The 24,498-nt window shown below is 74.2% G+C and carries 21 protein-coding genes; 13 read left to right on the top strand and 8 right to left on the bottom strand.

Going from position 1 to position 24,498, the window contains the following annotated elements; all coding sequences use genetic code 11:
• Nucleotides 1–113: 113 nt before the first annotated feature.
• The 5 genes from RM609_RS17235 to RM609_RS17215 all read left to right on the top strand — a co-directional run bounded on the left by RM609_RS17235 (nt 114) and on the right by RM609_RS17215 (nt 4,759).
• Nucleotides 114–1,718: an MFS transporter gene (locus tag RM609_RS17235; protein WP_311611863.1), complete on the top strand. Its 1,605-nt coding sequence runs from the start codon at nt 114–116 to the stop codon at nt 1,716–1,718.
• Nucleotides 1,711–2,277 (top strand): helix-turn-helix domain-containing protein, encoded by a 567-nt coding sequence (locus RM609_RS17230; RefSeq protein ID WP_311611861.1) that lies wholly within the window; start codon nt 1,711–1,713, stop codon nt 2,275–2,277. Before RM609_RS17235 ends, RM609_RS17230 begins: the two co-directional genes overlap by 8 nt.
• Nucleotides 2,274–2,681, top strand: a complete 408-nt coding sequence (locus tag RM609_RS17225) for a VOC family protein (protein ID WP_311611859.1) — start codon at nt 2,274–2,276, stop codon at nt 2,679–2,681. Before RM609_RS17230 ends, RM609_RS17225 begins: the two co-directional genes overlap by 4 nt.
• A gap of 43 nt (nt 2,682–2,724) precedes the next feature.
• Nucleotides 2,725–4,314 carry an MFS transporter gene (locus RM609_RS17220; protein ID WP_311611857.1) on the top strand — a complete coding sequence of 530 codons (1,590 nt, stop codon included), beginning with the start codon at nt 2,725–2,727 and terminating at the stop codon, nt 4,312–4,314.
• Nucleotides 4,315–4,378: 64 nt separating this feature from the next.
• Nucleotides 4,379–4,759: a VOC family protein gene (locus tag RM609_RS17215; RefSeq protein ID WP_311611855.1), complete on the top strand. Its 381-nt coding sequence runs from the start codon at nt 4,379–4,381 to the stop codon at nt 4,757–4,759.
• Nucleotides 4,760–4,824: 65 nt separating this feature from the next.
• On the opposite strand, the gene RM609_RS17210 is transcribed toward RM609_RS17215, so the two are convergent.
• The 4 genes from RM609_RS17210 to RM609_RS17195 form a co-directional block, all read right to left on the bottom strand.
• Entirely contained in the window at nt 4,825–6,096 is a 1,272-nt protein-coding gene (locus tag RM609_RS17210) for an ABC1 kinase family protein (protein WP_311611853.1), read from the bottom strand.
• 122 nt (nt 6,097–6,218) lie between these two features.
• Nucleotides 6,219–7,382 (bottom strand): FAD-dependent monooxygenase, encoded by a 1,164-nt coding sequence (locus RM609_RS17205; protein WP_311611851.1) that lies wholly within the window; start codon nt 7,380–7,382, stop codon nt 6,219–6,221.
• The gene (locus RM609_RS17200; RefSeq protein WP_311611849.1) at nt 7,379–7,870 is read right to left on the bottom strand and encodes an ester cyclase; all 492 of its coding nucleotides are present in this window, start codon (nt 7,868–7,870) and stop codon (nt 7,379–7,381) included. Before RM609_RS17200 ends, RM609_RS17205 begins: the two co-directional genes overlap by 4 nt.
• Nucleotides 7,867–8,313 (bottom strand): ester cyclase, encoded by a 447-nt coding sequence (locus tag RM609_RS17195; RefSeq protein ID WP_311611848.1) that lies wholly within the window; start codon nt 8,311–8,313, stop codon nt 7,867–7,869. Before RM609_RS17195 ends, RM609_RS17200 begins: the two co-directional genes overlap by 4 nt.
• A gap of 148 nt (nt 8,314–8,461) precedes the next feature.
• On the opposite strand from RM609_RS17195, the gene RM609_RS17190 reads away from it, so the two are divergent.
• Nucleotides 8,462–9,457, top strand: coding sequence for a Rieske 2Fe-2S domain-containing protein (locus tag RM609_RS17190; protein ID WP_311611847.1), 996 nt, complete (start codon nt 8,462–8,464; stop codon nt 9,455–9,457).
• Between the two features lie 17 nt (nt 9,458–9,474).
• Nucleotides 9,475–10,467 carry a Rieske 2Fe-2S domain-containing protein gene (locus tag RM609_RS17185; protein ID WP_311611846.1) on the top strand — a complete coding sequence of 331 codons (993 nt, stop codon included), beginning with the start codon at nt 9,475–9,477 and terminating at the stop codon, nt 10,465–10,467.
• Here RM609_RS17185 and RM609_RS17180 read toward each other — a convergent pair.
• From RM609_RS17180 to RM609_RS17165, 4 genes are read right to left on the bottom strand one after another with little or no spacing between them, the layout of a single operon-like run.
• Nucleotides 10,460–11,710, bottom strand: a complete 1,251-nt coding sequence (locus tag RM609_RS17180) for a cytochrome P450 family protein (protein WP_311611844.1) — start codon at nt 11,708–11,710, stop codon at nt 10,460–10,462. The two genes, RM609_RS17185 and RM609_RS17180, sit on opposite strands and share 8 nt — an antisense overlap.
• A 10-nt stretch (nt 11,711–11,720) precedes the next feature.
• Nucleotides 11,721–13,181: an alpha/beta fold hydrolase gene (locus RM609_RS17175; protein WP_311611843.1), complete on the bottom strand. Its 1,461-nt coding sequence runs from the start codon at nt 13,179–13,181 to the stop codon at nt 11,721–11,723.
• On the bottom strand, nt 13,181–14,590 hold the full coding sequence (locus RM609_RS17170; protein ID WP_311611842.1) for an alpha/beta fold hydrolase: 1,410 nt from the start codon (nt 14,588–14,590) through the stop codon (nt 13,181–13,183). The genes RM609_RS17175 and RM609_RS17170 overlap by 1 nt, the downstream gene beginning before the upstream one ends.
• Before the next feature lie 36 nt (nt 14,591–14,626).
• Nucleotides 14,627–15,721, bottom strand: coding sequence for a class I SAM-dependent methyltransferase (locus RM609_RS17165; RefSeq protein WP_311611841.1), 1,095 nt, complete (start codon nt 15,719–15,721; stop codon nt 14,627–14,629).
• Between the two features lie 117 nt (nt 15,722–15,838).
• On the opposite strand from RM609_RS17165, the gene RM609_RS17160 reads away from it, so the two are divergent.
• From RM609_RS17160 to RM609_RS17135, 6 genes are all read left to right on the top strand, one after another.
• Nucleotides 15,839–16,570 carry a winged helix-turn-helix transcriptional regulator gene (locus tag RM609_RS17160; RefSeq protein WP_311611839.1) on the top strand — a complete coding sequence of 244 codons (732 nt, stop codon included), beginning with the start codon at nt 15,839–15,841 and terminating at the stop codon, nt 16,568–16,570.
• 50 nt (nt 16,571–16,620) lie between these two features.
• Nucleotides 16,621–17,385 carry an SDR family NAD(P)-dependent oxidoreductase gene (locus tag RM609_RS17155; protein ID WP_311611838.1) on the top strand — a complete coding sequence of 255 codons (765 nt, stop codon included), beginning with the start codon at nt 16,621–16,623 and terminating at the stop codon, nt 17,383–17,385.
• A 174-nt stretch (nt 17,386–17,559) separates the two neighbouring features.
• A complete protein-coding gene (locus RM609_RS17150; protein WP_311611836.1) occupies nt 17,560–18,546 on the top strand; it encodes a DUF1702 family protein in 987 nt (328 codons plus the stop codon).
• Between the two features lie 54 nt (nt 18,547–18,600).
• A complete protein-coding gene (locus RM609_RS17145; RefSeq protein ID WP_311611835.1) occupies nt 18,601–20,514 on the top strand; it encodes a CRTAC1 family protein in 1,914 nt (637 codons plus the stop codon).
• Between the two features lie 37 nt (nt 20,515–20,551).
• Nucleotides 20,552–21,547: an enediyne biosynthesis protein UnbU gene (locus tag RM609_RS17140; protein WP_311611834.1), complete on the top strand. Its 996-nt coding sequence runs from the start codon at nt 20,552–20,554 to the stop codon at nt 21,545–21,547.
• Nucleotides 21,544–24,498: beta-ketoacyl synthase N-terminal-like domain-containing protein (locus tag RM609_RS17135; protein WP_311611833.1), on the top strand; the 2,955-nt coding region annotated here is incomplete at its 3' end. The genes RM609_RS17140 and RM609_RS17135, both read left to right, overlap by 4 nt.

The following is a 24,498-nucleotide window of genomic DNA, read 5'->3' as shown; positions in this document are numbered from 1 at the left end:
CCTTGCCGCCGCCCCGCGCCGCTGCTAGGAATACCGCTGGCATCCCGTTGTACGAACGCACAGCGCCTTCACCCTCGTCGCCGCCGCGCGTGGCCTTCCGGGAGGGGAAACGGATGGGCTCCTTCGCCCGCCCCGCGTTCTTCTGGGCCGGCGCCGCCGCCTGCACCGCGGGCGCCCTGCTCCACCTCCCCATGTACCTCCACGCCCGCCACATGGGCTACCGCATGGCCGGAATGCCCGTCGACACCCCCATGCTCACCGGCATGCTGCTGATCGTCACCGGCGTGGCCGCCGTCGTCCACGGACTGCTGCCCCGGCGGTCGGGCGCCCTGCGCCGGCAGGTCGCCTCCGTACGCGTCCGGGCCGTCGACGACGCCCCGCTGCGCCCGGCCCACGTCGCGCTCCTGGCGGTCCTCTCCCTCGCCGTGACCATCGACGTGATGAAACCGATGACGCTGTCGTTCGTCGTGCCCGGCGTCGCCAAGGAGTACGGGCTCGCCTCGCCGCTGAACCCCGGCGGCGACGTCCCCGTCTCCTGGCTGCCGCTGTCCGGCATCGCCGGCACCATGACCGGCTCGTTCCTCTGGGGATGGCTCGGCGACCGCATCGGGCGGCGCGGCTCCATCCTCCTGGCCGGCGTGCTGTTCGCCACCACCTCCGTCTGCGGCGCGATGCCGGGCTTCAGCTGGAACGTCGTCATGTGCTTCCTCATGGGCACGGCGGCGGGCGGGCTGATCCCCATCGCCTTCACCCTGCTCGTCGAGACCGTCCCCCAGCGCCACCGCGGCTGGCTGATGGTGCTCATCGGCGGGAACGTCACCGTCGCCTACATCCTCACCAGCTGGCTCGCCGCCACCCTCACCCCCACCTACAGCTGGCGGATCCTCTGGCTCGTCGGACTGCCGACCGGGCTGCTGCTGATCGCCCTCAACCACTGGATCCCCGAGTCCCCCCGCTACCTCCTGGCCACCGGCCGCACCGAGGAGGCCCGCCGGGTCCTGGCCCGCTACGGCTCGACCGTGCGGGACGCCGTACGGCCGGCGGACGAGCGGGAGGCGGAGCGCGGACCGGCCCGCTCCGGCTACCGAGGACTGTTCGCCGCCTCCTTCCGGGGCCCCACCCTCGCCCTGACCGTCCTCGCCGTCGGCGCCGGGCTGATGTCCTACGGCTTCCAGATGTGGCTGCCCACCAACCTCGGCCGCCTCGGCATCACCGAGGTCTCCTCCGACCGCGTCCTGCGCGACAGCGCCCTGATCAGCCTGCCCCTCAACGTCCTCACCGCCCTGCTCTACGGGCTGTGGAGCAGCAGACGCACCGTGATCGCGCTGGCCGCGCTGACCGCCGCGGCCCTCGTCGCCCTCGCGGTGCTCGCCGAGACCACCGCCGGGCACGGACTGACGCTGCGGCTGCTGCTGCTCGTCCCGCTGTGGGGCATCAGCGCGACCGCCGCCGTCCTGGCCGCCTACAGCTCCGAGGCCTACCCCACCCCGCTGCGCGCCCTCGGCACCAGCTGGGCGGCGGGCACCAGCAAGGCCGGCGGCGTGGCGATCCTCGCCCTGTCGGTGGCCGCCGTGGCGGTGCCCCCGCTCGGGGTGACGGCCCTGCTGGGAGCCGTACCGCTGGCCCTCGCGGCGGTCGCCTTCGCCCTCTACGGCCCCGAGACCCGGGGCCGCCGGCTGGACGAGATCGTGACCGAGCAGGTGCCCGCCCGTGCCTGACAGGTCCGCCCACCGGCGGTCGCGGCGGTGGCGGACGGCCGATACCGGTGGCACGCCGGGCCAGGAACCGCTCTCCTCCGCGCTGTTGCCGTATCTGCGACGGGCGAAGGACCTGATCGACCGCTCCTACGCCGACCCGCTCGACCTGGCGACGCTGGCCGCCGAGGCGGGCTGCTCGCGCTTCCACTTCCTCCGCTCCTTCCAGGCGGCCTTCGGCGAGACCCCCGGCCGCTATCTGACACAGCGTCGTATCGAGCGGGCGCGCGACCTGCTGCGCGCCACCAACCTGACGGTGGCGGAGATCTGTCACCTCGTCGGCTACTCCAGCGTCGGCTCCTTCAGCTCCCGTTTCTCCGAGGTGATGGGAGTGCCGCCCACCCGCTACCGCGAGCGGATCGCCCGCGAGGGCGGCCCCCCGCCCATTCCCGGCTGCTACCTGTTCATGTGTGCCCGGCGGGCCGGCGGAAGCGGAACGCAAGACCGCAATCCAGGAGATGTCACCGCCGGGAAGCCGTCGATAGCGTCTGATCACAGCTCACCGGCGGAAGGAAAACCATGAGCACGCGTCTGTCGCACGTCACCGTCCCCGTCCTCGACCAGGACTCCGCGAAGGCCTTCTACACCGGAAAACTGGGCTTCGAGGTCCGCGACGACATGACGCTCGGCGAGCTGCGCTGGCTCACGGTCGGCCCCAAGGACCAGCCCGACGTGGTGCTGGTGCTGCGCAAGGTGGGGCCGCCCGAGTACGACGAGGAGACCGCCGGCCAGCTGCGGGACCTCGTCGCGAAGGGCGTGATCGGGGTGGGGGTGCTGCACGTCGACGACGTCCGCGCCCTCCACCGGAGGCTCAAGGCGGCGGGCGTGACGTTCGTCCAGGAGCCCGTGAAGCGGCCGCACGGCACCGAGGCCGTCTTCCGCGACGATTCCGGCAACTGGTTCAGCCTCACCGACGCCCGCGGCTGAACCGGACACCGGAAGGAGCACCGAGAGGAGAGCAGGACCGGCCATGGCTCACCAAGCGCAACCGGCCCCGGACGGCGGGGCGTTACCGGACCGGCCCGGCGCCGGAAACCCCTGGGTGGTGCTCGTCGCCGTCGCCCTCGGCACCATGATGGAGGCCCTCGACGGCACGGTCGTCGCGGTCGCCAACCCGGTCATCGCCGTCGACCTCGACACCGAGCTCACCACCCTCCAATGGGTCACCAACGGCTATATGCTCGCCGTCGCCTGCGCCCTGATCACCGCCGGCAAGCTGGGCGACCGCTACGGGCACAAGAAGGTCTTCCTCATCGGGATGACGGGCTTCGCCGCCACCTCCGTCCTCGCCGGGCTCTCCCACAGCATCGGCATGCTGATCTTCTGGCGGGTGCTCCAGGGCATCAGCGGCGCCGTCCTCGCGCCCAGCGGACTGGCGGTGCTCAAGACCTCCTTCCCCCAGGACAAACTGAAGATCGCCATCGGCGTCTGGAGCGGCGTCGGCGCCCTCGCGCTGGCCGCCGGGCCCTTCATCGGCGGCGTCACCGTCGACCAGCTGGGCTGGCGCTGGGTGTTCTTCATCAACGTCGTGGTGTGCGCCGCAGCTCTCGCCCTCGGCGGCCTGGCGATCCGCGCGGTGCGGCCCGAGGGCGCCGACCGGGCCTTCGACACCCCCGGCGTCCTGCTGCTCACGGGCACCCTGTTCGCCCTGGTCTGGGGCATCATCCAGGTGCCCGGCCACGGCTGGACCGCCTTCCGCTCGCTCGGCTCGTTCGCCGCAGCGCTCGTCATCGGCACCGCGTTCGTCCTGCGCGAGCGCCGCGCCCGCGAGGCGCTGCTGCCACCGGCCCTCTTCCGCATGCGGGCCGTCTCCACCGGCACGGCCACCCTGCTGATCGGGGGCTTCGCCACCTTCGGCGCCTCCTTCTACCTCGCCCTGTACCTCCAGCAGGTGCACGGCTTCTCCCCGATGCGGGCCGGGCTCGGGCTGCTGCCCTTCACCGTGCTCTTCGGGGTCGGCGCCCCCCTCGGCGCGGCCCTCAACCAGCGGTTCGGCCCCAGGGTGCCGCTCGCCGCGGGCATGGTCCTCATCAGCGTCGCCCTGCTCGGCCTGTCCCGGATGACCGAGGACTCCTCGTACCAGGCCATGTGGCCGTTCCTCGCCCCGCTCGGTGTGGGCATGGGCATGATCGCGCCCACGGCCATCGAGATGATCGTCGGCAGCGCCCACGACGAGCTCGCCGGCGTCGCCTCCGGCCTCCAGCAGACCGCCCTGATGCTGGGCGGCGTCCTGGGCACGGCCGTCCTCGGCTCACTGATCTCGTCCCGGGTCTCCGGGGTCCTGCCCGGACACCTCGCCGACGAGGGCGTCGGCGGCGCCCTGGCCCAGGCGCTGCGCCGGATGACGGAGGTCGTCGCGCAGGGCGTGGTGCCCGTGCCCGACGGCACCGCCCGCCCCGCCGCCGAGGCGGCCGTCCGCGCCGGGCACGCCGCCTTCATGGACGGCTTCCACACGGCGATGCTCGGCGGCGCGGTCGTCGTCCTCGTCGGCGCGGCCGTCGCCCTGCTGGCCCCCCGGCCGGCGACCGCGCCCGCCGGGGGCGTCGCGCCCACGCACTGAGCACGTCCTCTCCGCGTACTTCAACCGACTTCAACCGACTTCAACCGACGATCAGGAGAACCCCGTGATCTCGCACATCGGTACCGTCGACGTCTTCGTCAACGACCAGGACAAGGCCGTCGACTTCTTCGTCAACACCCTCGGCTTCGAGCTCCGCGAGGACCTCAGGTTCGGCCCCATGCGCTGGATCGAGGTGGCCCCCGAAGGCTCCCAGACCCGCATCGTGCTGTGCACCAAGGACTTCCCCGTCTACCGCGAGGGCAACATCGGCCGCTTCACGGACATCCAGTTCGTGACCGAGGACATCAAGGCCACCCACGACGAGTTCGTCCGGCGCGGGGTGCGGTTCACCCACGACCCCCAGCAGATGCCGTTCGGCGGCTCGACCGCGACCTTCGCGGACCCCGACGGCAACGAGTTCAACCTGGTGCAGCCCGTCGGCTGAACCTCATCGGACCGCTGCCGCCGCCTTCCCCCGGGGCCGGCGGCAGCACCATGTGCGCGGCGCGGCTACGAGGCGGTGGCGACGCCCACCCGCGTGAAGTCCGCCCCCGGCCACAGGCCCCGGACCGTGCTCTCCAGGATCATCAGCGCCATGATCGGGAAGGCGAAGTCCGAGGCCGCGTAGAGCCGGTGGGCGCTCTGCGTCTCGAAGACGCCGTTGCCGAAGGACGCCATGTCGAAGGCCCTGCCGGGGCCCGCGCACCGTTCGACCAGCTCGGCGATGTCCGCGACGAACGGCTCGGCGTTCTCCGTCCGGCCGTCCGCGTCCGCGTTCGCCATGCTCGCCAGCATGATCTCCCCGCACCGCCGTCCGTCGCCCGTCGCGAGCCCCGCGAAGAACCCGGCGATCAGCTCCCGCACCCGGTCGGGCAGGTGGACGCTGTAACCCGCGTCCAGGATCACGGCCGCGCGGCCCTCCGGCAGCAGATACACATTGCCCGGGTGCGGATCGCAGTGCACGAAACCGTCCACGAACATCATCTTGTGCGCGGCCGCCAGCACGGCCGAGGCGAGCCGCGCCCGCACCGGGTCCGGCAGGGTGGTGGGCGTCCGGGTGTCCAGCCCCGGGATGTAGTCGAAGACGAGGCACGTCGGCCGGGACCACTCGGGGCGCAGCCGGGGCACCTCCACGGCGGGGACGTCCGCGAGGTTCGCGCGGAGGGTGACGATGTTCGCGGCCTCCTGCCGGAAGTCCAGCTGGCCGAGGATTGCCTGGCTGACGTAGCCGACGAGGTCGGCCATCGGCATCCCGCGCAGCATCGGGAGCCGTTCGGCACGGCGGGTGAGCGCGCGGATCAGGGCCAGGTCTGCCTGCATCGTCTTGTCGATGCCGGGGCGCTTCAGCTTCAGCGCCACGACCTGGCCGTCCGGCAGCACGCCCCGGTACACGCAGGCGATGCTGCCGCCCGCCACCGGCTCGGGGTCGAGCCGCGCCAGGAACGGTGGAACCGCCCGCCCGTACGCCGCGCGCAACGCCCTCGCGGCGGCGGGGCGGGGGAGGGGGCGGACGGAGTCGTGGAGGCGGGACAGCTCGTCGCACAGCGCGGCGGGCAGCATGTCGCGGCGCGCTCCCGCGATCTGGGCGAATTTTATGAAGGTGGGGCCCAGGGATTGGATGCGGTGGGTCAGGCGGCGGTAGAGGTAGTGGTGGGTGGCTTGGCGGTCGTGGAGTAGCCGTACGGCTAGTAGGGCGGGGAGGGTCACCGTCACCTCCACGAGGCCCGCGAGGGCCAAGGCGCATATGCGCTGCGCGAGGAGGTGTGGGGGGACTCGGTCCATGGGGGCTCCTTGGGTTGGTGGCCCCAGTCCCGCCCTTTCACCGTTTCCTGGGGCTTCCGCCCCAGACCCCGCTCCTCAAACGCCGGAGGGGCTGGATTGTGCCCGGAAGGGCGGGACCGGGGCTAGCCGAACGTGAACGACGAACGCAACGCGCCCAGCAGGGCGGACCGGGGCGCAGCCCTGATCACCCCGTCGCGCACAGCGCACAGCGCCGGCGCCCGCCACTGCCCGACGCGGCCCGACCAGTGGGACTGGAAGGTGACGGCGTGGGCCCGGTGCCGCCGCCGCGCCGCGTACGCGCGCAGCGCTGCCGGGACGTCGTCGGCCCCGGCCCCGGCGAGCGCGCGGGCCAGGACGACCGCGTCCTCCAGCGCCTGGCAGGTGCCCTGCCCCATGGCCGGCGCGGCGGGGTGCGCGGCGTCGCCCACCAGGGCCACCGCCCCCCGGCCCCAGCGCCGCAGGGGCGCGCGGTCGTGGATGGCGGTGACGGTGACGGCCGCCGGGTCGGTGGCCCGCAGCACGTGGGGGACCGGGTCGTGCCACGCGGCGAAGTGCCGCTGGAGGAACGGCAGGCACGACGGGCCCGCCCGGGCCCCGCCCTCGGGCACGGCGAAGGCCGCGAACCAGTACATCCGCCCCTCCGGCAGCGGGAACAGCCCGAACTGCCGTCCCGCGCCCAGCGCCAGCAGCGCCGGATGGCCGGGGCAGGAGTACGCGGCGACGCCCCGGGCCACCGCGTAGCCGAGGTAGCGCAGATCGCCGCCGCCCGTGTCCCCGGGGGCGCCGAAGAGGGCCGCGCGCACCCGGGAACGGATGCCGTCGGCGCCGATCAGCAGGTCGCCCTCCACCTCGGTGCCGTCCGCGAGCCGGGCGGCCACCACCGCGCCCTCCTGCCGTACGCCGACGCAGCGCGCCCCGAAGCGGATCGCGTCCGGGGGCTGGAGGTCGTTCAGGGCCCGGAGCAGGGCGGCGCGCGGCAGTGCCCGCCCGTTGCCCCCGCACCGGCTCTCCAGCACCCCGGACGGCAGGAACAGCAGCGTGCCGCCGCGCGCCGTGCGCATCGCCAGGCCCGCCGAGGGCGCGCTGCCGGCCCGTACGGGTCCGTCGGCGCCGAGCACGGCGAGCGCGGAGAAGGCGTTGGGCCACAGGGTCAGGGCCGTGCCGGCGTCGGCGTCGTCCGGGGCGCGTTCCAGCAGCAGGACCTCCAGGCCGGTACGGCGCAGCAGGGCGGCGGTGGCCAGGCCCGCGGGCCCCGCCCCGACCACCAGGGCGCGCCGGGCTCTCACGCGGGCGCGCCCGGCCACATGGCCGACCAGCCGCCGCCCCCGCCGCCGGGGGCCGGGCCGCCCAGCAGGTCGGGGATCTTCGCCACGTCGAACACGCCCCAGTGCTCGGCGATCCGGCCGTCCCGGAAGCGGAAGGTGTTGGAGCCGCCGATGGCGAAGGCCCGGCCCGTGGGCGGCAGCCCCATGAACGCGCCCGTGTGCTCGAAGTGCAACAGGATCGCCTGGGCGAGGATGTCGCCCTCGCACACCGAGGTGAGCACCTCCACCCGGCGCGTCGTCAGGGCCTCCGCTGCCTGCCCGAAACGGTGGGCGACGCCTTCGCGGCCCGGGGGATCCCAGGGCGGGGCGAAATGGTCGACGAAATCCGGGGTGAGGACCTCGGAAATCGCGGAGAAATCATGTGTGAACAGAACAGCGCCCCGGAATTTCCGGACGGTTTCCTCGTAGGCGGATTTCCTGCCGCTGTCGGACGCAGCATTCCGTGTCACGCCGTGGCCCGCAGTAATTCGGGGGGCAGCAGCCCGAGCTGTTCCAGGAGATACAGGCCGTCGGCCACGCCCCAGTGCTCGACCACGGCGCCGTCGACGACGCGCAACTGGCCCAGCAGGGGGACGCGCACGGCGCGCCCGGTGGCCGGCACGCCCAGGTACTCGCCCTTGTGCGTGGCCTCGACCGTCAGCCGGGTGGCCACGAGGTCCCCCTCCGCGACCATCGCGTGGACGGTGAGCCGCAGGTCGGGGAAGGCGTTCATGAAGCGGCCCATCTCGGCGGCGACGTCGGTGCCGGGCAGCGGCTCGCCGTCGCGGCCGTAATGGACCATGTCCGGGGACCAGAACCGCGTCATCCCAGCCAGGTCGCCCCTGTTCCAGGTGTCGATCAACTCCCGTACCAGTGCTTTGTTCGCCTGCTCGGTGGACTCGGTGGACCCCATGCCGGCTCCTTCCGGTTCGCAGAAAGGCTAGTGGGATTCCCGTGGGGTCACTTCTCCCAGATTGCGGTGCGGATCGACAAGCCCCTCGGGGTTGACGGCCCGGAGGGCCGTGGAAACAATTCCGCAGGGACATCGGAGGGTTGTCGTCATGACCGGTCTCGATCGATTCTCGAACCCGCCCGCCGAAGGCCTTCCCGCCGAGGGCGCGGACGGGCTGTACAGCCAGAGCTGGTTTCCGCTGTGCCTGTCCGAGGACGTACCCGCCGGCGCGGTCCTGGGCGTGGAGTTCCTCGGCGGCAAGGCCGTGGTCTTCCGGGGCCGCGAGGGCGGCCCCGCCCGGGTGCTGAGCGGCTACTGCGTCCACGTCGGCGCGGACCTGTCGGTGGGCGAGGTGGTGGGGGAGCGGCTGCGGTGCCGCTTCCACGGCTGGCAGTACGACGGCGGCGGGATGTGCGCCGCCACCGGCATCGGCGACCCGGTGCCGCCCCGGGCCCGGCTGTTCCGCTTCCCCGCCGTCGAACGGCACGGCGTCGTCTGGGCGTTCAACGGCGAGGAGCCCCTCTTCGGTGTGCCCGGCCTGCCCTACCGGGAGGACGAGCTGACCGTCCGCCGTTCCGTCCTCCCCGAACTGCCCGTCGAACCCTGGCTGGTCCAGGCCCACACCATGGACCTCCAGCACCTGTGCCTGCCCCACGAGTTCGTCCTCGACGACGACCCCAACGACTCGGTGCGGATCGGCGCCCACTCGGTCGGCTTCGACCTGCGGGCCCGGATGCGCGACGGCGAGCGCTTCGACGTGCGCGTCGACATCCACGGCACCAATATCTTCTGGCAGACCGGCACCCTCGAGGGCCGCTGGTTCTTCTGGCTCGCCCCGCTGAACATCCCCGGCCCCGGCCGCTCCCGGGCCGTCTTCGTCTACGGCGCCCGCCCGGAGGACGGCGAGGACCCCAAGGAGACCGAGGCCTTCCTCGACCGGGCCCGCACGGCCATGATGAACCTCTTCGACGACGACACCCCCGTCCTCGGCACCATCCGCTTCCGCCCCGGCCACCTCACCCACGGCGACCGCACCCTCGCCCGCTACCTCGACTACGTCCGCGCCTACCCGCGCGCCAACCCCGCCCGGGACCACCTCACATGAGCGCGAAAGAGGCCGCCGTGACCACCACGCGCCCGCTCGGCCGTCCCGTCCCCGGCGAGGGCCGGGACGGGACGTACAGCCAGAGCTGGTTCCCGCTGTGCCTGTCCACCGAACTGCCCCCGGGGCGGGTGCTGGGCGCGGACTTCCTCGGCGGCCGGGTGGCGGTCTTCCGGGGCGCGGGCGGCGGGCCCGCCCGGGTCGTCAGCGGCTACTGCGCCCACCTGGGCGCCGACCTGTCCGTCGGAGACGTGGAAGGGGAACGACTACGATGCCGGTACCACGGCTGGCGGTACGACGGTGGTGGCGCCTGCACGGCGACCGGTACGGGCGAGCCGGTGCCGCCGCGTGCGCGGCTCTTCTCTTTTCCCTCGCGGGAATCACATGGCATCGTCTGGGCCTTCAACGGGCGGCGGCCCTTGTTCGACGTGCCCGGCCTCCCCGTCCCCCCGGATGAGCTCCTCCTGCGGCACACCGTCCTCGACGAGGCCCCCGTCGACCCCTGGCTGGTGGCGGCCCAGACCATGGACGTCCAGCACTTCCTCCTCCAGCACGAGTTCGCCCTGGACGACGGCGCCGACCCCAACGACGCCGTCACCGCCACCGCCCACTCGATGGGCTACCCGCTGCGCCTGACCACCCCCGGAGGGCACCGGCTCGACCTGCGCGTCGAGATCCACGGCACCAACGTCTTCCGGCAGACCGGCACCCTCGACGGCCGCTGGTTCTGCTGGCTCACGGCGTTGCGCTCCGTACGTCCCGGGGTCTCCCGCCCCTACTTCGTCCTCGGCGCGCGGCAGGCGGAGGACGGCGCGGACGAGGCGGCGGACGCGGCGTTCCTCGACCGGGCCATGGGCGTGATGATGGGCATGCTCGCCGACGACGCCCCCGTCCTCCTCACCCTCCACTTCCGCCCCGGTCTGCTCACCCGCAGCGATCGCGCCCTGGCCCGCTTCCTGGAGTACGTCCGCCGCCACCCCCGGGCCCACCCCGCCCGCGAGGACATCAGCTGAGGAGGGGCGCCGGCGTGAACCGCACCGGGAGCGACTCCAGGCCGCGCAGTACGCCCGTGGGCCGCCAGCGCAGCGGGCCCACCGCCTCGTCCAGCGCGATGTCGGGCAGCCGCCGCAGCAGCGTCCCCACCGCGATCCGTCCCTCCATCCGGGAGACGGGGGCGCCCACGCAGAAGTGGATGCCGTGCCCGAAGCCCAGGTGGGAGCGGTCGCCGCGGGTGATGTCCAGCCGGTCGGGGTCCGGGTAGCGGGCCGGGTCGCGATGGGCGGAGGCCACGCCCACGGTGACGATCGCGCCCTTGGGCACGGGTGTGCCGCCGATCTCCAGGTCCTCCGTGGCCACCCGCAGCATGGCCCGCTCCACCGGCCCGTCGTAGCGCAGGAACTCCTCGACGGCCGCCGGCAGCAGCTCCGGCCGGGAGCGCAGCAACTCCAGCTGGTCCCGGTGGCGCAGCAGCGCCAGCATGCCGTTGCCGATGAGGTTCACCGTCGTCTCGTGCCCGGCCACCAGCAGCAACCCGGCCGTGGAGACCAGCTCCTGCTCGGTCAGCCGGCCCTCCTCGGTGGAGGCCACGACGAGCGCGCTCAGCAGGTCCGGCTGGGCCTCGGTGTCGTCCCCGGCCGAGCGCAGCGCGCGGCGGCGCTCGCCGACCAGCGCGGTGAAGTACTCGCGCAGCAGCCGGTTCGCCTCGTGCGGCGGCATCGCCGCGCCCTCGGTGTAGTTGGGGGTGAGCGCGGCCGTGCTCCACTGCCGGAACGGCGCCCGGTCGGCCTCCGGCACGCCGAGGAGTTCACAGATCACGGTGATGGGCAGCGGGAACGCCAGCGTCGTGATCAGGTCGGCGGTGCCGTGCGGGGCGAAGGCGTCGATCAGCCCGTCGGTGATCTCCTGGACGCGCGGCAGCATGGCGTCCACCCTGCGTGGGGTGAACGCCTTGGCGACCAGTCTGCGCATCCGTGTGTGGTCGGGCGGGTCGCTGTTGAGCATGTGCGGCTCCGAGCCCTCCCCGCCCTCGGGGTAGAGCCCGGAGCGGCGCAGCGCCTCCCACGCGTGCTTCGGGTCGCGGGAGAGCCGCGGGTCGGCGAGGGCGGCGCGCGCGTCGTCGTAGCGGGTGACCAGGTAGTGCTCGATGCCGTTGGGGTCGCGGATCGGCTGGACGGGGGCCTGGGCGCGCAGCCGCGCGTAGACGGGGTAGGGGTCGACGCGGGACTCCGGCGCGTACACCTCGTGGGGCTCGGACACGGTCCCTCCGTCAGACTCGCGGCCGGGGGTCGGTGCAGACGACGTCGGTCCTCGGCAGGGTGCCGTCGACCAGGTAGGCGGTGGCCGCCTCGTCGGCGCCGGGGTTGCCGTAGAAGGGGAAGACCCGGTGGTGGGCGGTGTCGGCGACGGTGACCAGCCGGGAGTTGTGCCGCAGCACCTCGCGCATCCGCACGGCGGCCGCGTGCGGCGTGGACATGTCCTCGGCGGACTGGACGAGCAGCACGCTCCGGGCGCGGTTGCCCGCCCCCAGCCGGGTCACCGGCTCGCTGGGCGGCACCGGCCAGAACGCCGTCGCCTTGATCCCCGACAAGGCCGCTCCCGTGAACGGGTACTCCCGCGCCGCGCGGGCCATGTCCCGCTCGTACGGGCCCAGCCGGCGCGGCCAGGACCAGTCGCCCGCGAGGATGGCCAGCTGGGCCACCGTGCCGCTCTCCTCCTTCGGCTGCCCGAACATCGTCGCCAGGAACGACAGTGTCGCGGGGGTGAGCGGGGCGCCGTGCACGGCGGAGCGCAGGATGTCGCCCAGGTGCTCGTAGTTGAGGTCGCTGTTGAGCATCCCCACGACGATCAGCCGGGCGAGGGTGCGGTCCAGCGGGAAGCCGTTCACCGTCACCGTCTCATCGGCGTCGACCCGGGCCAGCAGCCGGTCGTAGGAGGCCCGGACCTCCGGGGGCGTGGCGCCCAGCGACAGCTCGTCGTGGTGCCGGGCGGCCCAGCGGGTCCAGCGGCCCAGCGCCCGTTCGCCGTTGGGCGGGAAGTCGGTGAACAGCCCGCGCCACACCCAGTCCGGGCTGCACAGACTGTCCAGGACCACCCGGTCGGCGTGCTCGCCGAACATCTGCGTCCACACCGCGCCCAGATACGTGCCGTAGGAGTAGCCCAGATAGGACAGGCGCTCCTCACCCAGCGCGCCCCGGATCACCTCCATGTCGCGGGCGATGTTCCGCGAGCTCGCGAACGGCAGTACGTCCAGGGCGTGTTCGGCGACCTTCGCCGCGACCTCCGCCTGGAAGCGGACCTCGTGGGCGAAGTCGCGGGGCTGGTGGAAGACCCAGAAGCGCTCCTCCGGCTCCAGCCCGCACACCACCGGGCTGCTGCGGCCCATGAACCGGTGGTCGAACGCCACCACGTCGTAGCGCGCCAGCACCTCCTTGGGCAGCGCCCGCGCGAGCTGCGCGCCGAGCAGCGTGCCCCGGTTGCCCAGGTCGTCGCCGGGCCCGATCAGCAGGACGCCGCGCCGCTGCTCGGGCGCCGCCGCCGGGGCCCGCACCAGGCCCAGGGTCAGGGTGCGGCCGGTGGGGTCGGCGTAGTCCAGCGGTACGGTCAGTTCGGCGCACTCCAGGCCGGTGAGGGCCTCCTCGTCGGCCGGGTACCAGGTCGGGGACTGCTTCTGGAAGTCCCGGATCGCGTCGGCGCGCAGGTCGCCGGCGCGCGGGTCGGGGGCGTTCATCAGGCGTCGTCCCTCCCGTCGGAGGCGGAGAACGTCATGTCCGTGTCGGGCAGCTTGCCGGTGAGCAGATACTCGGCGACCGTCCCGTCGACGCCGGGGTGGCCGTGGAAGGGGAACACCCGGTGGGCGCCGGTGCCGGCCGCGGTGATCAGCCGGGAGTTGTGCGCCAGCAGTTTCCTCATGCGCGCGGCCCCGCGCGCGGGGGTGAACATGGCGTGCTCGGAACGTACGAGCAGCAGGCTCTCGGCGTGGTTGTCCCGCCCGAAGGCGGTGCCGGGCGCGCGGCGCTCGTCGAGCTCCCGGGGCCAGAAGGCGCCGGCCTTGGGCGCGGCCATCGCCGGCCCGATGAAGGGGTGCCGGACGGCGGCCGCCGCCATGTCACGGCGGTAGCGGGCGGGGTCGCGCGGCCACGCCGCGTCGCCGCCGAGCACCGCGAGCTGGGCGACGGCCCCGCTCTCCTCCTTGCCGCGCCCGAACATCGCGCCCAGCGCCTGGCGCGACCGCTCCGAGGCCTGCCCGCCGTGGACGGCGGCGCGCAGCACGTCGCCGAGGAAGCCCCAGGACAGGTCGTCGCTGAGCAACACCATGGTGAGCAGGCGCAGCATCGTGCCGTCGGCGGGGAGGCCGGCCACCTCGATGCGGTGTTCCCGGTCCGCGCGCGCGGTGAGCCGCGTGACCGCTTCGCGTACGGCCGCCGCGGTCGTGCCCAGCGCGAGCTCCTCGTGGCGTCGCGCGGCCCACGCCGCCCACCGGCCGAGCGCGGTCTCGCAGCTCGCGGCGTAGTCCAGGAACATCCGCCGCCACACGGAGTCCGGGTCGATCACGCTGTCGAGGACGACCCGGTCGGCGTGCTCGCCGTACAGCTGGGTCCACACCGCGCCGAGGTAACTCCCGTAGGAGTAACCGAGGAAGGAGATCCGCTCCTCGCCGAGGGCGCGGCGGATCGCGTCGATGTCATGGGCGATGGCCCGTGAGGTGAGATGGGGGAGGACGTCACCGGCCTCGCGGAAGCAGCGTTGGACGATATCGCGTTGGTAGCGGGCCTCGGAGTTGGCGTCCTCCGGGGTGTGGAAGATCCACAGCCATTGGCCGGGGGCGAGTCCGCAGGAGAGGGGAGCGCTGCGGCCGCTGAAGCGGTGGTCGAAGCCGACGACGTCGTACTGGTCGAGTACGGCCGCCGGCAGGCTGTTCACCAGCTGGGGGACGAGCAGGGTGCCCCGGTTGCCGGGGTCGTCGGGGGCGACGAGGAGGGTGCCCAGGCGGCGGGCGGGGGTGCGGGCGGGGTGGCGGGCCAGCGTCAGATCGACGGACCGGCCCTCTGTGTCGGCGTGGTCCAGCGGGACGGCGACGGTGGTGACGTCGAGGCCGGTGAGGGCCTCTTCGTCGGCGGGACGCCAGGTGGGGCGCACGGGATTCCCCTTTCGGGTGGGTTCTGCCCCGGTCTCTCAAGGCCTGATCTCGTACAGCGCGTTGAGCGGCGTAGGCGCCGGCAACACCCGCACCGACCCCAGCCCCGCCTCCGCGCACAACGCGCGCAACTCCCCCGCCGGCAGCCCCAGCATCCCCGGCGCCCTCCCCTTCGCGGCCAGCGACACCGGCACGCTGTACAGCACGCTCGCCCCGTACAGCAGCGCCGCCGCCGCGCCCTGGTTGTCGGTGGCGCGCTCCGCGCCCGCGCTCTCCAGGAGGAGCAGCACCCCGTCGTCGGCGAGGGCGGCCCGGACCGCGCGGAGCGCCGCCGCCGGGTCGGGGGCGTCGTGGAGGACGTCGAGGGCGAGGACGAGCGCGTGGTCGCCCGTTCCGGGCAGCAGGTCGGCGGCGTCGCCGTGGACGAACTCCACACGGTCGGCCACCCCGGCGTCCGCCGCCTCCCGGCGCGCCCGGTCGACGTGGAGCCGCAGCCGGTCGTAGCCCGTGCAGCGGGCGCGGGGGAAGGCCCCGGCGATCAGTACGAGGGCGTGGCCGCCGCCGCTGCCCAGGTGGGCCACGCGGCCGCCGGCCGCCAGGCGTCCGGCCAGGCCGTCGACCGCCGGGATCCACTGGGGCAGCAGCAGGGTGCCCAGCCAACTGGCGCTCATCCGCCACATCGTGCGGTAGAGGGCCTCGGGGTACGCCTCCTGCGGGACGCCGCCGCCCGAGCGGAACGTCTCGGCGACGGGCTCCAGCATCCCGGCGAGCGCGGGCACGAGCCCGGCCGCGCCGCCCAGGAAGAACGGGGAGTCGTCGCGGGCCAGTACGGCGGCGTGCTCCGGGGACAGGGAGAACACGGGGTCCTCGTCGGCGGGGTCCTCACCGGTGTGCCGGACGACGTCCAGATAGCCCGCACTCGACAGGCCGAGGAGCCATTCGCGGACGGGACGCTCGTCCAGACCCGTACGGGCGGCGAGCTCCGGGCTCCCCGCCGGGCCGCCGTCGGCGAGCGCGCGGAAGAGGCCCAGACGGTCGCCCAGGGCGCACAGGACGCTGGTCATCCCGCCGCTGACGTCGTCCAGGAAGCGGCCGGCGAACGCTTGCACGGCAGTGCTGTCGCATCCGTCCATGGCGCCCGACTGTAGTGAACGGCCCGGAAGGTCGCCTTCTCCCAGGTTGCTCACGCCGGTGGCGGGCCCATTGCTACCATGAAGTGTAGTAATGGGGGCGGAAGCTGAGGGTGCGTCATGAAGGGCAAACGGAATTACGGGCAGTTCTGCGGACTCGCCGCCGGGCTCGACGTGGTCGGCGAGCGCTGGGCGTTGCTCATCGTCCGGGAGCTCCTCATCGGCCCGGCGCGCTTCAACGAGATCCTGGGCAATCTGCCCGGCCTCGGCCCCAATCTGCTCTCCGACCGGCTGCGGGCGCTCGCCGCGCGCGGGGTCCTGGAGTCGGCGGCCGTGCCCGGCGACGGGCGGGGCAGGCGCTACCGCCTCACCGCGCGCGGCGAGCAGCTCAGGGAGCCCCTGCTGGCGCTGGCCCGGTGGGGCATGGCGTTCCTGGGCGAGGAGGAGGCGCGCGGCGGCGCCGTCCGCGCCACCTGGGGCATCCTGGCCGTCCAGGCGATGATCCACGGACGTCCGGTGCCCGAGGCCGACGAGAGCTACGAATTCCGCGTGGCCGACGAGACGTTCCACATCGAGGTGGCCGACGGGCGCGCCGTCACCCGGCGCGGGCCCGCCGACGCCCCGGCCCTGGTCGTCGTCACGGACGCCGAGACGTTCGTGAGCATCGGGGCCGAGGTGCGCACGCCCTTCGAGGCGCTGATCTCCGGCCGGCTGCGGATCGAGGGCGATCCGCAGGCCGCCCGGCGCTGCGTGGAGTTCATGGGGCTGCTGGACGCCGACCGGCGTCCCGCCGCGACCACCCCGGCCGCCCCCACGGGGGAGCCGGTGGCGGCCGCCGCCCCGCCCGGCTGACCGACAGGGCGGCCGCCCGGCCGGTCGTCCCCGAGGAAGGGATCACCGACGTGAGCGACGCACTGACGGGCACCACCGCCCTGGTGACCGGCGCCTCCAGCGGCATCGGCGAGGCCACCGCCCTGGCCCTCGCCGCCGAGGGCGCCCGAGTGACACTCGTCGCCCGGCGCGGCGACCGCCTCCTGAAGGTCGCCGAGGCCGTCGAGGCGCTGGGCGGCCGGGCGTTCGTCGCCGAGGCCGACCTCGCCACGGAGGCCGGCGCGACGACGGCCGTCGAGGCGGCCCTCGCCGCCCACGGCCGGCTGGACGTCGTCGTCAACGCCGCCGGGGTGCTGCTGCTCGGCCCCGTCGACGGCGCCCCCACCGAGGAGTGGCACCGCATGATCGGCGTCAATCTGCTGGGCACCGCGTTCGTCACCCGCGCCGCCCTGCCACACCTGCTGCGCGCCGCCGCCGACGGGCCCCGGCGCGTCGCCGACGTCGTCAACGTCAGCTCCCTCGGCGGCCGCGTCGCCACCCCGAACACGGCCCTCTACAACGCCGCCAAATTCGGGGTGAACGGCTTCAGCGAGGCCCTGCGCCAGGAGGTCGCCCGCCGCCACGTCCGGGTCTGCGTCGTCGAGCCCGGCTTCGTGGCCACCGAACTCCCCACCCACTCCCGGCCCGAGGTGCTCGCCGCCCTCGCCGGCGGCTTCGACCCCGGCACCCCGCTGCGCCCCGAGGACGTAGCCGGGACGATCGTCCACGTCGTCACCCGGCCCCGTCACATGGCGATCGGCGAGGTGCTGCTGCGCCCTGCCGAGCAGCTTGAGTGATCGCGCTGGGCCGGGCGGGCTTTTCGGCCGAATCCCCGGAGCGGCGAACCGGATGTGTTGACCGTCACTTCCACAACTGATAGCTATACGCACTGTGTTCGAGTCCGGTCGCCGACCCGCGCCGGAGAACTCACCGGCGGCGCACCACCCTTGAGGACAGGACGGGGGTCGCACATGCCCGGAAAGCCTTCAGCTCCGCCCCGCTCGCGCACCCGTGCCCGGCCCGGCCCCGCGGCCCCCCGCTGGGCCCGCCGGCTGCGGCTGCGCGAGGAGACCGCCGATTTCGCGGTCCGCGGCTTCCCCTGCGACAGACCGGAGAGCCGTCGCGTCCTGGAAGACCATGGACGTTCCTTCCTCACCGGCTTCAACGCGGCCCTGACGGCGGCCCCCGCCGCCGTCCAGGAGCGGCTGACGGCCCTCGACCCCGTCGAGCGCGGCTTCGCCTACGAGGGCGCGGGCATGGCCTGCGCCCTGCTCGACACCGTCGCCCTCACCCGGGGACGCCGCGTCCGCGCCCTGCTCAGAGGGCCCGGCCGGGACTACGTCCACCTCGTCCACGTGGGCGCGGGCTGGGCCCTGGCCAAGGCGCCGCTGCCCGGGGCGCGACGGCTGCTCGGCCTCGACCCGCTGCTGGGCTGGCTCGCGCTGGACGGCCTCGGCTTCTCGCACGGCTACTTCGGCGGGCGTACCGCGGTGGCCCGGCTCGCCCGCAAGAGCCCGCCCCGGCCCGGCGGCACCGTACGCCACCAGGGCCTCGGCCGGAGCCTGTGGTTCGTCGAGGCGGCCGACCCCGACCGCATCGCCGAGACCGTCGCCGCCTTCCCCGAGGACCGCCGCTCCCACCTGTGGAGCGGCGTGGGCCTGGCCGCCTGCTACGCCGGGGGAGCCACCGACACCGAGCTGGACCGGCTGCGCGAACGCTCCGGGCCGTACTGGCAGCACCTGGCCCAGGGCGCCGCCTTCGCCGCCGAGGCCCGCCGCCGGGGCGGCCACATCCCCGAGCACACCCACCGGGGAGTCCTCCGGCTCGTGGGCGTCGACGCGGTGACGGCCGCGGGCTGGACGCTGGACGCGGAACGGCGACTGCGCGGCGACGGCAGCCTCGGCGACTTCCTCGCCTGGCGGGCCCTGATCAGCGGGAGCGCGCTCGCCTCCCGGTGACCCCCCTCACCTGGACGCCCGGTCGGCCGATCACGGAGGGAATACGGAGGGAACATGCCCCGCATCGAGTGGCGAGCGCTCGCCGCGCCCGTCGTCGCCGTGGTGATCGCGTCCTGTCTGGGCGTGGCGGCCGCCCGGCCCGGCACGTCCGGAGCCGAACGGGACCGGCTGGCCGAGCGCTTCCGCTTCTCCACCGAGTACCTCAACGGCGACCCCGCCGGGGCCCGGACCGAGCGACAGGTGCAGCCCGCGCTGCGCCGGATCTCCGCGTGGATCTCGGCCGTCGGCGCGAGCGCCGCCGTCGGCGACATCGCGGGCACCGGCCGCGACGGCGACGTCTGCCTCGTCGACCCCCGCGACGACTCCGTGACCGTCCGCCCCCTGCCGGGCTCCGCCGGACGGTACGCCCCCTTCGCCCTGACCCCGGACGGGCTGCCCTGGAACTCGCGCACCATGGCCCCCATGGGCTGTGTCACCGGCGACTTCGCCCAGAACGGGCTCACCGGCGTCCTCGTCTACTACTGGGGCCGCTCCCCGGTCCTCTTCCTGCGGAAGACCGGCACCGACGGCAAACCCGTGACGCCGTCCGCCGCCGCCTTCCGCGCCACCGAACTCGTCACTCCCATGAGCGTGTGGAACACCACCACCGTCGACCTCACCGACGTGGACGGCGACGGCCACCCCGACGTGATCATCGGCAACTACTTCCCGGACGGCGCCAAGGTCCTCGACACCGAGGCCGCCGACGACCCCCGGATGGCCATGCAGGACGGCATGTCCAACGCCCGCAACGCGGGCAGCACCCATGTCCTGCTGTGGCGCTCGGGCCGCGGCGGACCGGACCCGGAGGCCCGCTTCCAGGACGAGCCCGACGCCCTGCCCCCGGGCGTCCGCCACGGCTGGGCCCTGGCGCTCGGCGCCCAGGACCTCGACGGCGACGGGCTGCCCGAGCTCTACATCGCCAACGACTTCGGCCCCGACCGGCTGCTGGTCAACCACTCCCGGCCGGGCCGGCCGTCCTTCGCCCTCGCCGAGGGCCGCCGGACCTTCACCACCCCCAAGTCCAAGGTCCTCGGCCACGACTCCTTCAAGGGCATGGGCGTCGCCTTCGCCGACCTCACCGGGCGCGGCGAACCCGACATCCTCGTCAGCAACATCACGCTCCCCTACGCCCTGGAGGAGAGCAACTTCGTCTTCACCCGCAACGGCCCGGTCTCCGACCTCGCCAAGGGCATCGCCCCCTACCACGACCGCAGCGAGGACCTGGGCCTGTCCCGCTCCGGCTGGTCCTGGGACGTCAAGACCGGCGACTTCGACCACAGCGGCACCCCCCAGATCCTCCAGGCCGTCGGCTTCGTCAAGGGCGGCACCAGCAAATGGCCCGAGCTCCAGGAACTCGCCATGGCCAACGACAGCGTCCTCCACTCCCCGCTGAGCTGGCCGCGCGTCAAACCCGGCGACGACCTCTCCGGCGACGCGGGCAACCGCTTCTGGGTGCGCGCCGCCGACGGCCGCTACACCGACCTGGCCAAGGCCACGGGGCTGGTGGAGAAGGTGCCCAGCCGCTCCTTCGCCCTCACCGACGCCGACGGCGACGGACGCCTCGACATCGTCGTGGCCAACCAGTGGGGCCGGTCCGTCTACCACCGCAACACCGGCCCCACCGCCGGGCCCTACCTGGCGCTGCGCCCGGTCGTGCCCGCCGCGGTGCCGGGCGGCACGCCCACCACCCCGGCGATCGGCGCCCACGTCACCGTCCGCACCGCCGACGGCCGGACCCTGACCCAGCAGCTCCAGCCGGCCAACGGGCACACCGGCGTCAACAGCTCCGAGCTGCTCTTCGGGCTGGGGGCCGGAGCCGACGCCGCACGACCGGTCGCCGTCGAGATCACCTGGCGCGACGCCACCGGGCAGCACCGGACCGCCCGGTCCCTGGCGCCCGGCGCCCACACCGTCGTCCTCTCTTGACCCTCTCCTGAAGATCCTCTCCTGAAGAGGTGCCCCCGTGACGACCACCGCCCCCGCTTCCCCGACCGCCCCCGTCACCCGGCCCGCCGGCCTCACCCCGCAGAAACGCCGCAGCAAGGCCCTGCGCCGCTTCGCGCTCTCCATCACCGTCCTCAACATCGTCGGCCTGACCTGGCTGGGCTTCGAGCAGGCGTACGCGACCCCGTTCGTCGCGGTCGGCACCGCCTACGCCACCGAACTGCTGCTGGAGACCGTCGACGCGGCCGTGCGCCGTCGACGGCCGCGCTATCTGGGCCCGTTCGGCCAGGTCGTGGACTTCATGCTGCCCGCGCACATCACCGGGCTCGCCTGCTCCATGCTGCTCTACGCCAACGACCGGCTCTGGCCCATCGCGTTCGCCGCCGCCGTCGGCATCGGCTCCAAGTACGTGGTGCGCGCCCGGGTGCGCGGCAAGTCGCAGCACGTCCTCAACCCGTCCAACTCAGGGATCGTCGCCACCCTGCTGATCTACGACTGGGTGGGCATCGCCCCGCCGTACGAGTTCACCGAGTACCCGCCCGGCGTGCTCCGCTGGATCATCCCGGTCGCCGTGCTGGGCGCCGGGACGATGCTCAACGCCAAGCTCACCCTGAAGATGCCGCTGCTGCTGGGCTGGGCCGGCGGCTTCGTCCTCCAGGCGCTCGCGCGATCCGCGTTCACCGACGCCTGGCTCGTCGGCGCGCTGACGCCGATGACCGGGGTGGCCTTCATCCTCTACACCAACTACATGATCAGCGACCCGGGGACGACGCCGTTCGCGCCCCGCCGCCAGTTCGCCTTCGGGCTGGGGATCGCCGCCGCGTACGGGACGCTGATGGCCCTGCACATCACCTTCGGTCTCTTCTTCGCGCTGGCCGTGGTGTGTGTGGTGCGGTGGCTGGCGCTGGTGACGCTGCCGTTGACCCGGCCGCTGACGGCGCCCCTGCTGGAACGTTTCTCCGCTCTTCGTCCTGCTGGTTCCGCTGGTCCTGCTGTCGCGCGGGAGGCTCCGTGAAGTGCCCCGTCGCCATCGTGGGGATGGCCTGCCGCTATCCCGACGCCGACGGCCCCGACGAGCTCTGGCGGACCGTGCTCGCCGGGCGCCGGGCGTTCCGCCGGATCCCGCCCGAACGGCTGCGGACCGCCGACTACGCGCCCGGCGTCGCGGTGGACGGCGACGGCATCGACACCGAACGGGCCGCCGTGCTGGAGGGCTGGACCTTCGACCGGGAGGCCTTCCGGGTGCCCGGCGGCGCCTTCCGCGCCGCCGACCTCACCCACTGGCTCGCCCTCGAAGTCGCCGCGGCCGCGCTGCGCGACGCGGGGCTGGCGGACGGGGAAGGGGTCGACCGGGACCGGGTGGGCGTCGTCATCGGCAACTCCCTCACCGGCGAGTTCTCCCGCACCGGGCTGCTGCGGCTGCGCTGGCCGTACGTCCGCCGCACGGTCGATACGGTCCTCGGCCGGCGCGGCCTGGCGAACGCCGAACGCCGGGAGCTGCTGCGCGAACTGGAGGAGCTCTACAAGAGCCCCTTCCCCGTCCCCGGCGACGAGTCCCTGGCCGGCGGCCTCGCCAACACCATCAGCGGCCGGATCTGCAACCACTTCGGCTTCCACGGCGCCGGCTACACCGTCGACGCCGCGTGCGCGTCGTCGCTGGTCTCCGTCGTCACCGCCTGCACGGCGCTCGCGGCGGGCGACCTCGACCTCGCCCTGGCCGGCGGCGTCGACCTCAGCCTCGACCCCTTCGAACTCGTCGGCTTCTCCCGTCTCGGCGCGCTCGCCCGGGGCCCGATGCGCGTCTACGACCGCAACCCGACCGGCTTCCTGCCCGGCGAGGGCTGCGGCGTCCTCGTCCTCGCCCGCGCCGAGGACGCCCGGCGCCTGGGCCTGCGCGCCTACGCCCTGATCGAGGGCTGGGGCCTGTCCTCGGACGGCCGGGGCGGCCTGACCCGCCCCGAACGCGCCGGCCAGGCCCTCGCCCTGCGCCGGGCCTATGAACGCGCCGGCTTCGCCCCGGCGACGGCCGGCCTGATCGAGGGCCACGGCACGGGAACGGCCGTCGGCGACGAGGTGGAACTCGCGGTGCTGGGGGCCGCCTTGGCCGCGGACGGCGCCTCACCGGTGGCGCTCGGCAGCGTCAAGGCCAACATCGGGCACACGAAGGCGGCGGCGGGCGCGGCCGGGCTGATCAAGACCGCCCTCGCCGTCCACCACGGCGTACTGCCGCCCACCACCGGCTGCGAGGACCCGCACCCGCTGCTCACGGCCCCGCTGCGGACCCTCGACGAACCGGAGGACTGGCCGGACGGTGCGCTGCCCCGCCGGGCCTCCGTCAACTCCGTCGGTTTCGGGGGCGTCAACGCCCATGTCGTCCTGGAGGCCGCCGACACCGCGCGGCACCCGTACGCGTACCCCCGGCCGCATGTGCCCGCGCCGGGGTGGGAGGTCTTCCCGGTGGGCGGGGACGACGCCGGGGAGGTGGCCGGGCGGCTGCTGCGGCTGGCGGAGACGGCTGCGTCCCTGTCGGAGGCGGAACTGACGGACGCGGCGGCGGCGTTGGCGCATGGCGAGCCGGCGCGTGTCCGGGTGGCCGTCGTCGCCTCTTCCCCCGACGAACTGGCCGAGCGGCTGAGGTCGGCGGCGCGCTCGCTCGGCCGGCGGCCGGGGGAGGGGTTCCACGGGGACGCCGCCGGGGTGTTCACGGGCGTGGGCCCCACGGCCCGGCTCGGCCTGCTCTTCCCGGGGCAGGGCACGGCGGGCGGTCCCGTGGACACCGGGCCGCTGGGGCGGATCGTCACGGTGGGGGACCTGTTCGCGGAGGTACCGCCGTCCACCCTCGGGGCGACCGACACGTCCGTCGTCCAGCCCGCCGTGGTCGCGGCCTCGCTGGCCGGGCTGCGCTACCTGGACCGCCTGGGCGTCCGCGCCCGGGCCGCGCTCGGCCACAGCCTCGGCGAACTCACCGCCCTGACCTGGGCCGGAGCCCTGCCACCGGCCGCCGCCGTCCGGCTGGCCCGCGCCCGGGGCGACCTCATGGCCCGGTACGCCGAGGACGGCGGCGGAATGCTCGCCGTGGCGGCGCCGCTGGAGACGGCGAAGGCCCTGCTGGCCGGCACGGACGCGGTGATCGCGGCGGTCAACGGCCCCGACCGGCTGACCGTCGCGGGGCCCGCGCCGTCCCTGGCACGGGTACGGGCGGAGGCGCGCCGCCGGGGCATCGGTGCCGTCGCCCTCGCGGTCTCGCACGCCTTCCACTCGGCGGCGATGCGGCCGGCGCTGCCGGAACTGACGAAGTGCTTCGCGGAGGTGGGTTTCGACCGGCCCTCGGGCACGGTGGTCTCGTCGGTGACGGCCGCGGTGCTGCCGCCGGACACGGACCTGGCCGCGCTGCTGACGGAGCAGGTGACGGCGCCTGTTCTTTATGCCGACGCGGTAAGGGAGTTGGCGCGCCACGTTGACGTACTCCTGGAGCTGGGGACGGGCGTCGTGTTGTCCGGGCTGGCCCGTGACAACACGACGGCGCCCGTTCTGTCGCTCGACGTCACGGGCGGGGCGGGCGCGCTGGCCGCGACGACGGCGGCGCTGTTCGCCGCGTGCGGGGCGGACGTCCGTCCTTGGACGGCGGGCCGCTTCCACCGGGTGCTGGACCTGGACCGGCCGCGGGTGTTCCTGGCGAACCCGTGCGAGGTTGTCCCCGATCCCGCCCCTTCCCGAAGCGGGGGGCTCCGCCCCCCGGCCCCCGAGGTGCGCGAGCCTGCGGCCGCGCCGGGAGCAGCCGACGTGCCGCCGGCCCGGCAGGGGCAGGGCGACTCGGTGTGGCTCGTGCCCGGTGAGGCGGAGCCCTCGGGCGCGCCCGGTCCGGCCGGGTCGGCCTGGGGTCGCGGGGGTGCGGCTCCGGGCGGCTCCGGCATGGACGGTGCGTCGGGGGTCGCGTTCCCCGACGCGGGTGCGTCGCCCCGGCGG

Origin of the sequence: Streptomyces hesseae (assembly GCF_031845785.1) — a bacterium.
GTDB lineage: Bacteria > Actinomycetota > Actinomycetes > Streptomycetales > Streptomycetaceae > Streptomyces > Streptomyces hesseae.
Note: the sequence above shows the minus strand (reverse complement) of the source record. Positions and strands in the feature narration are given on the sequence as shown.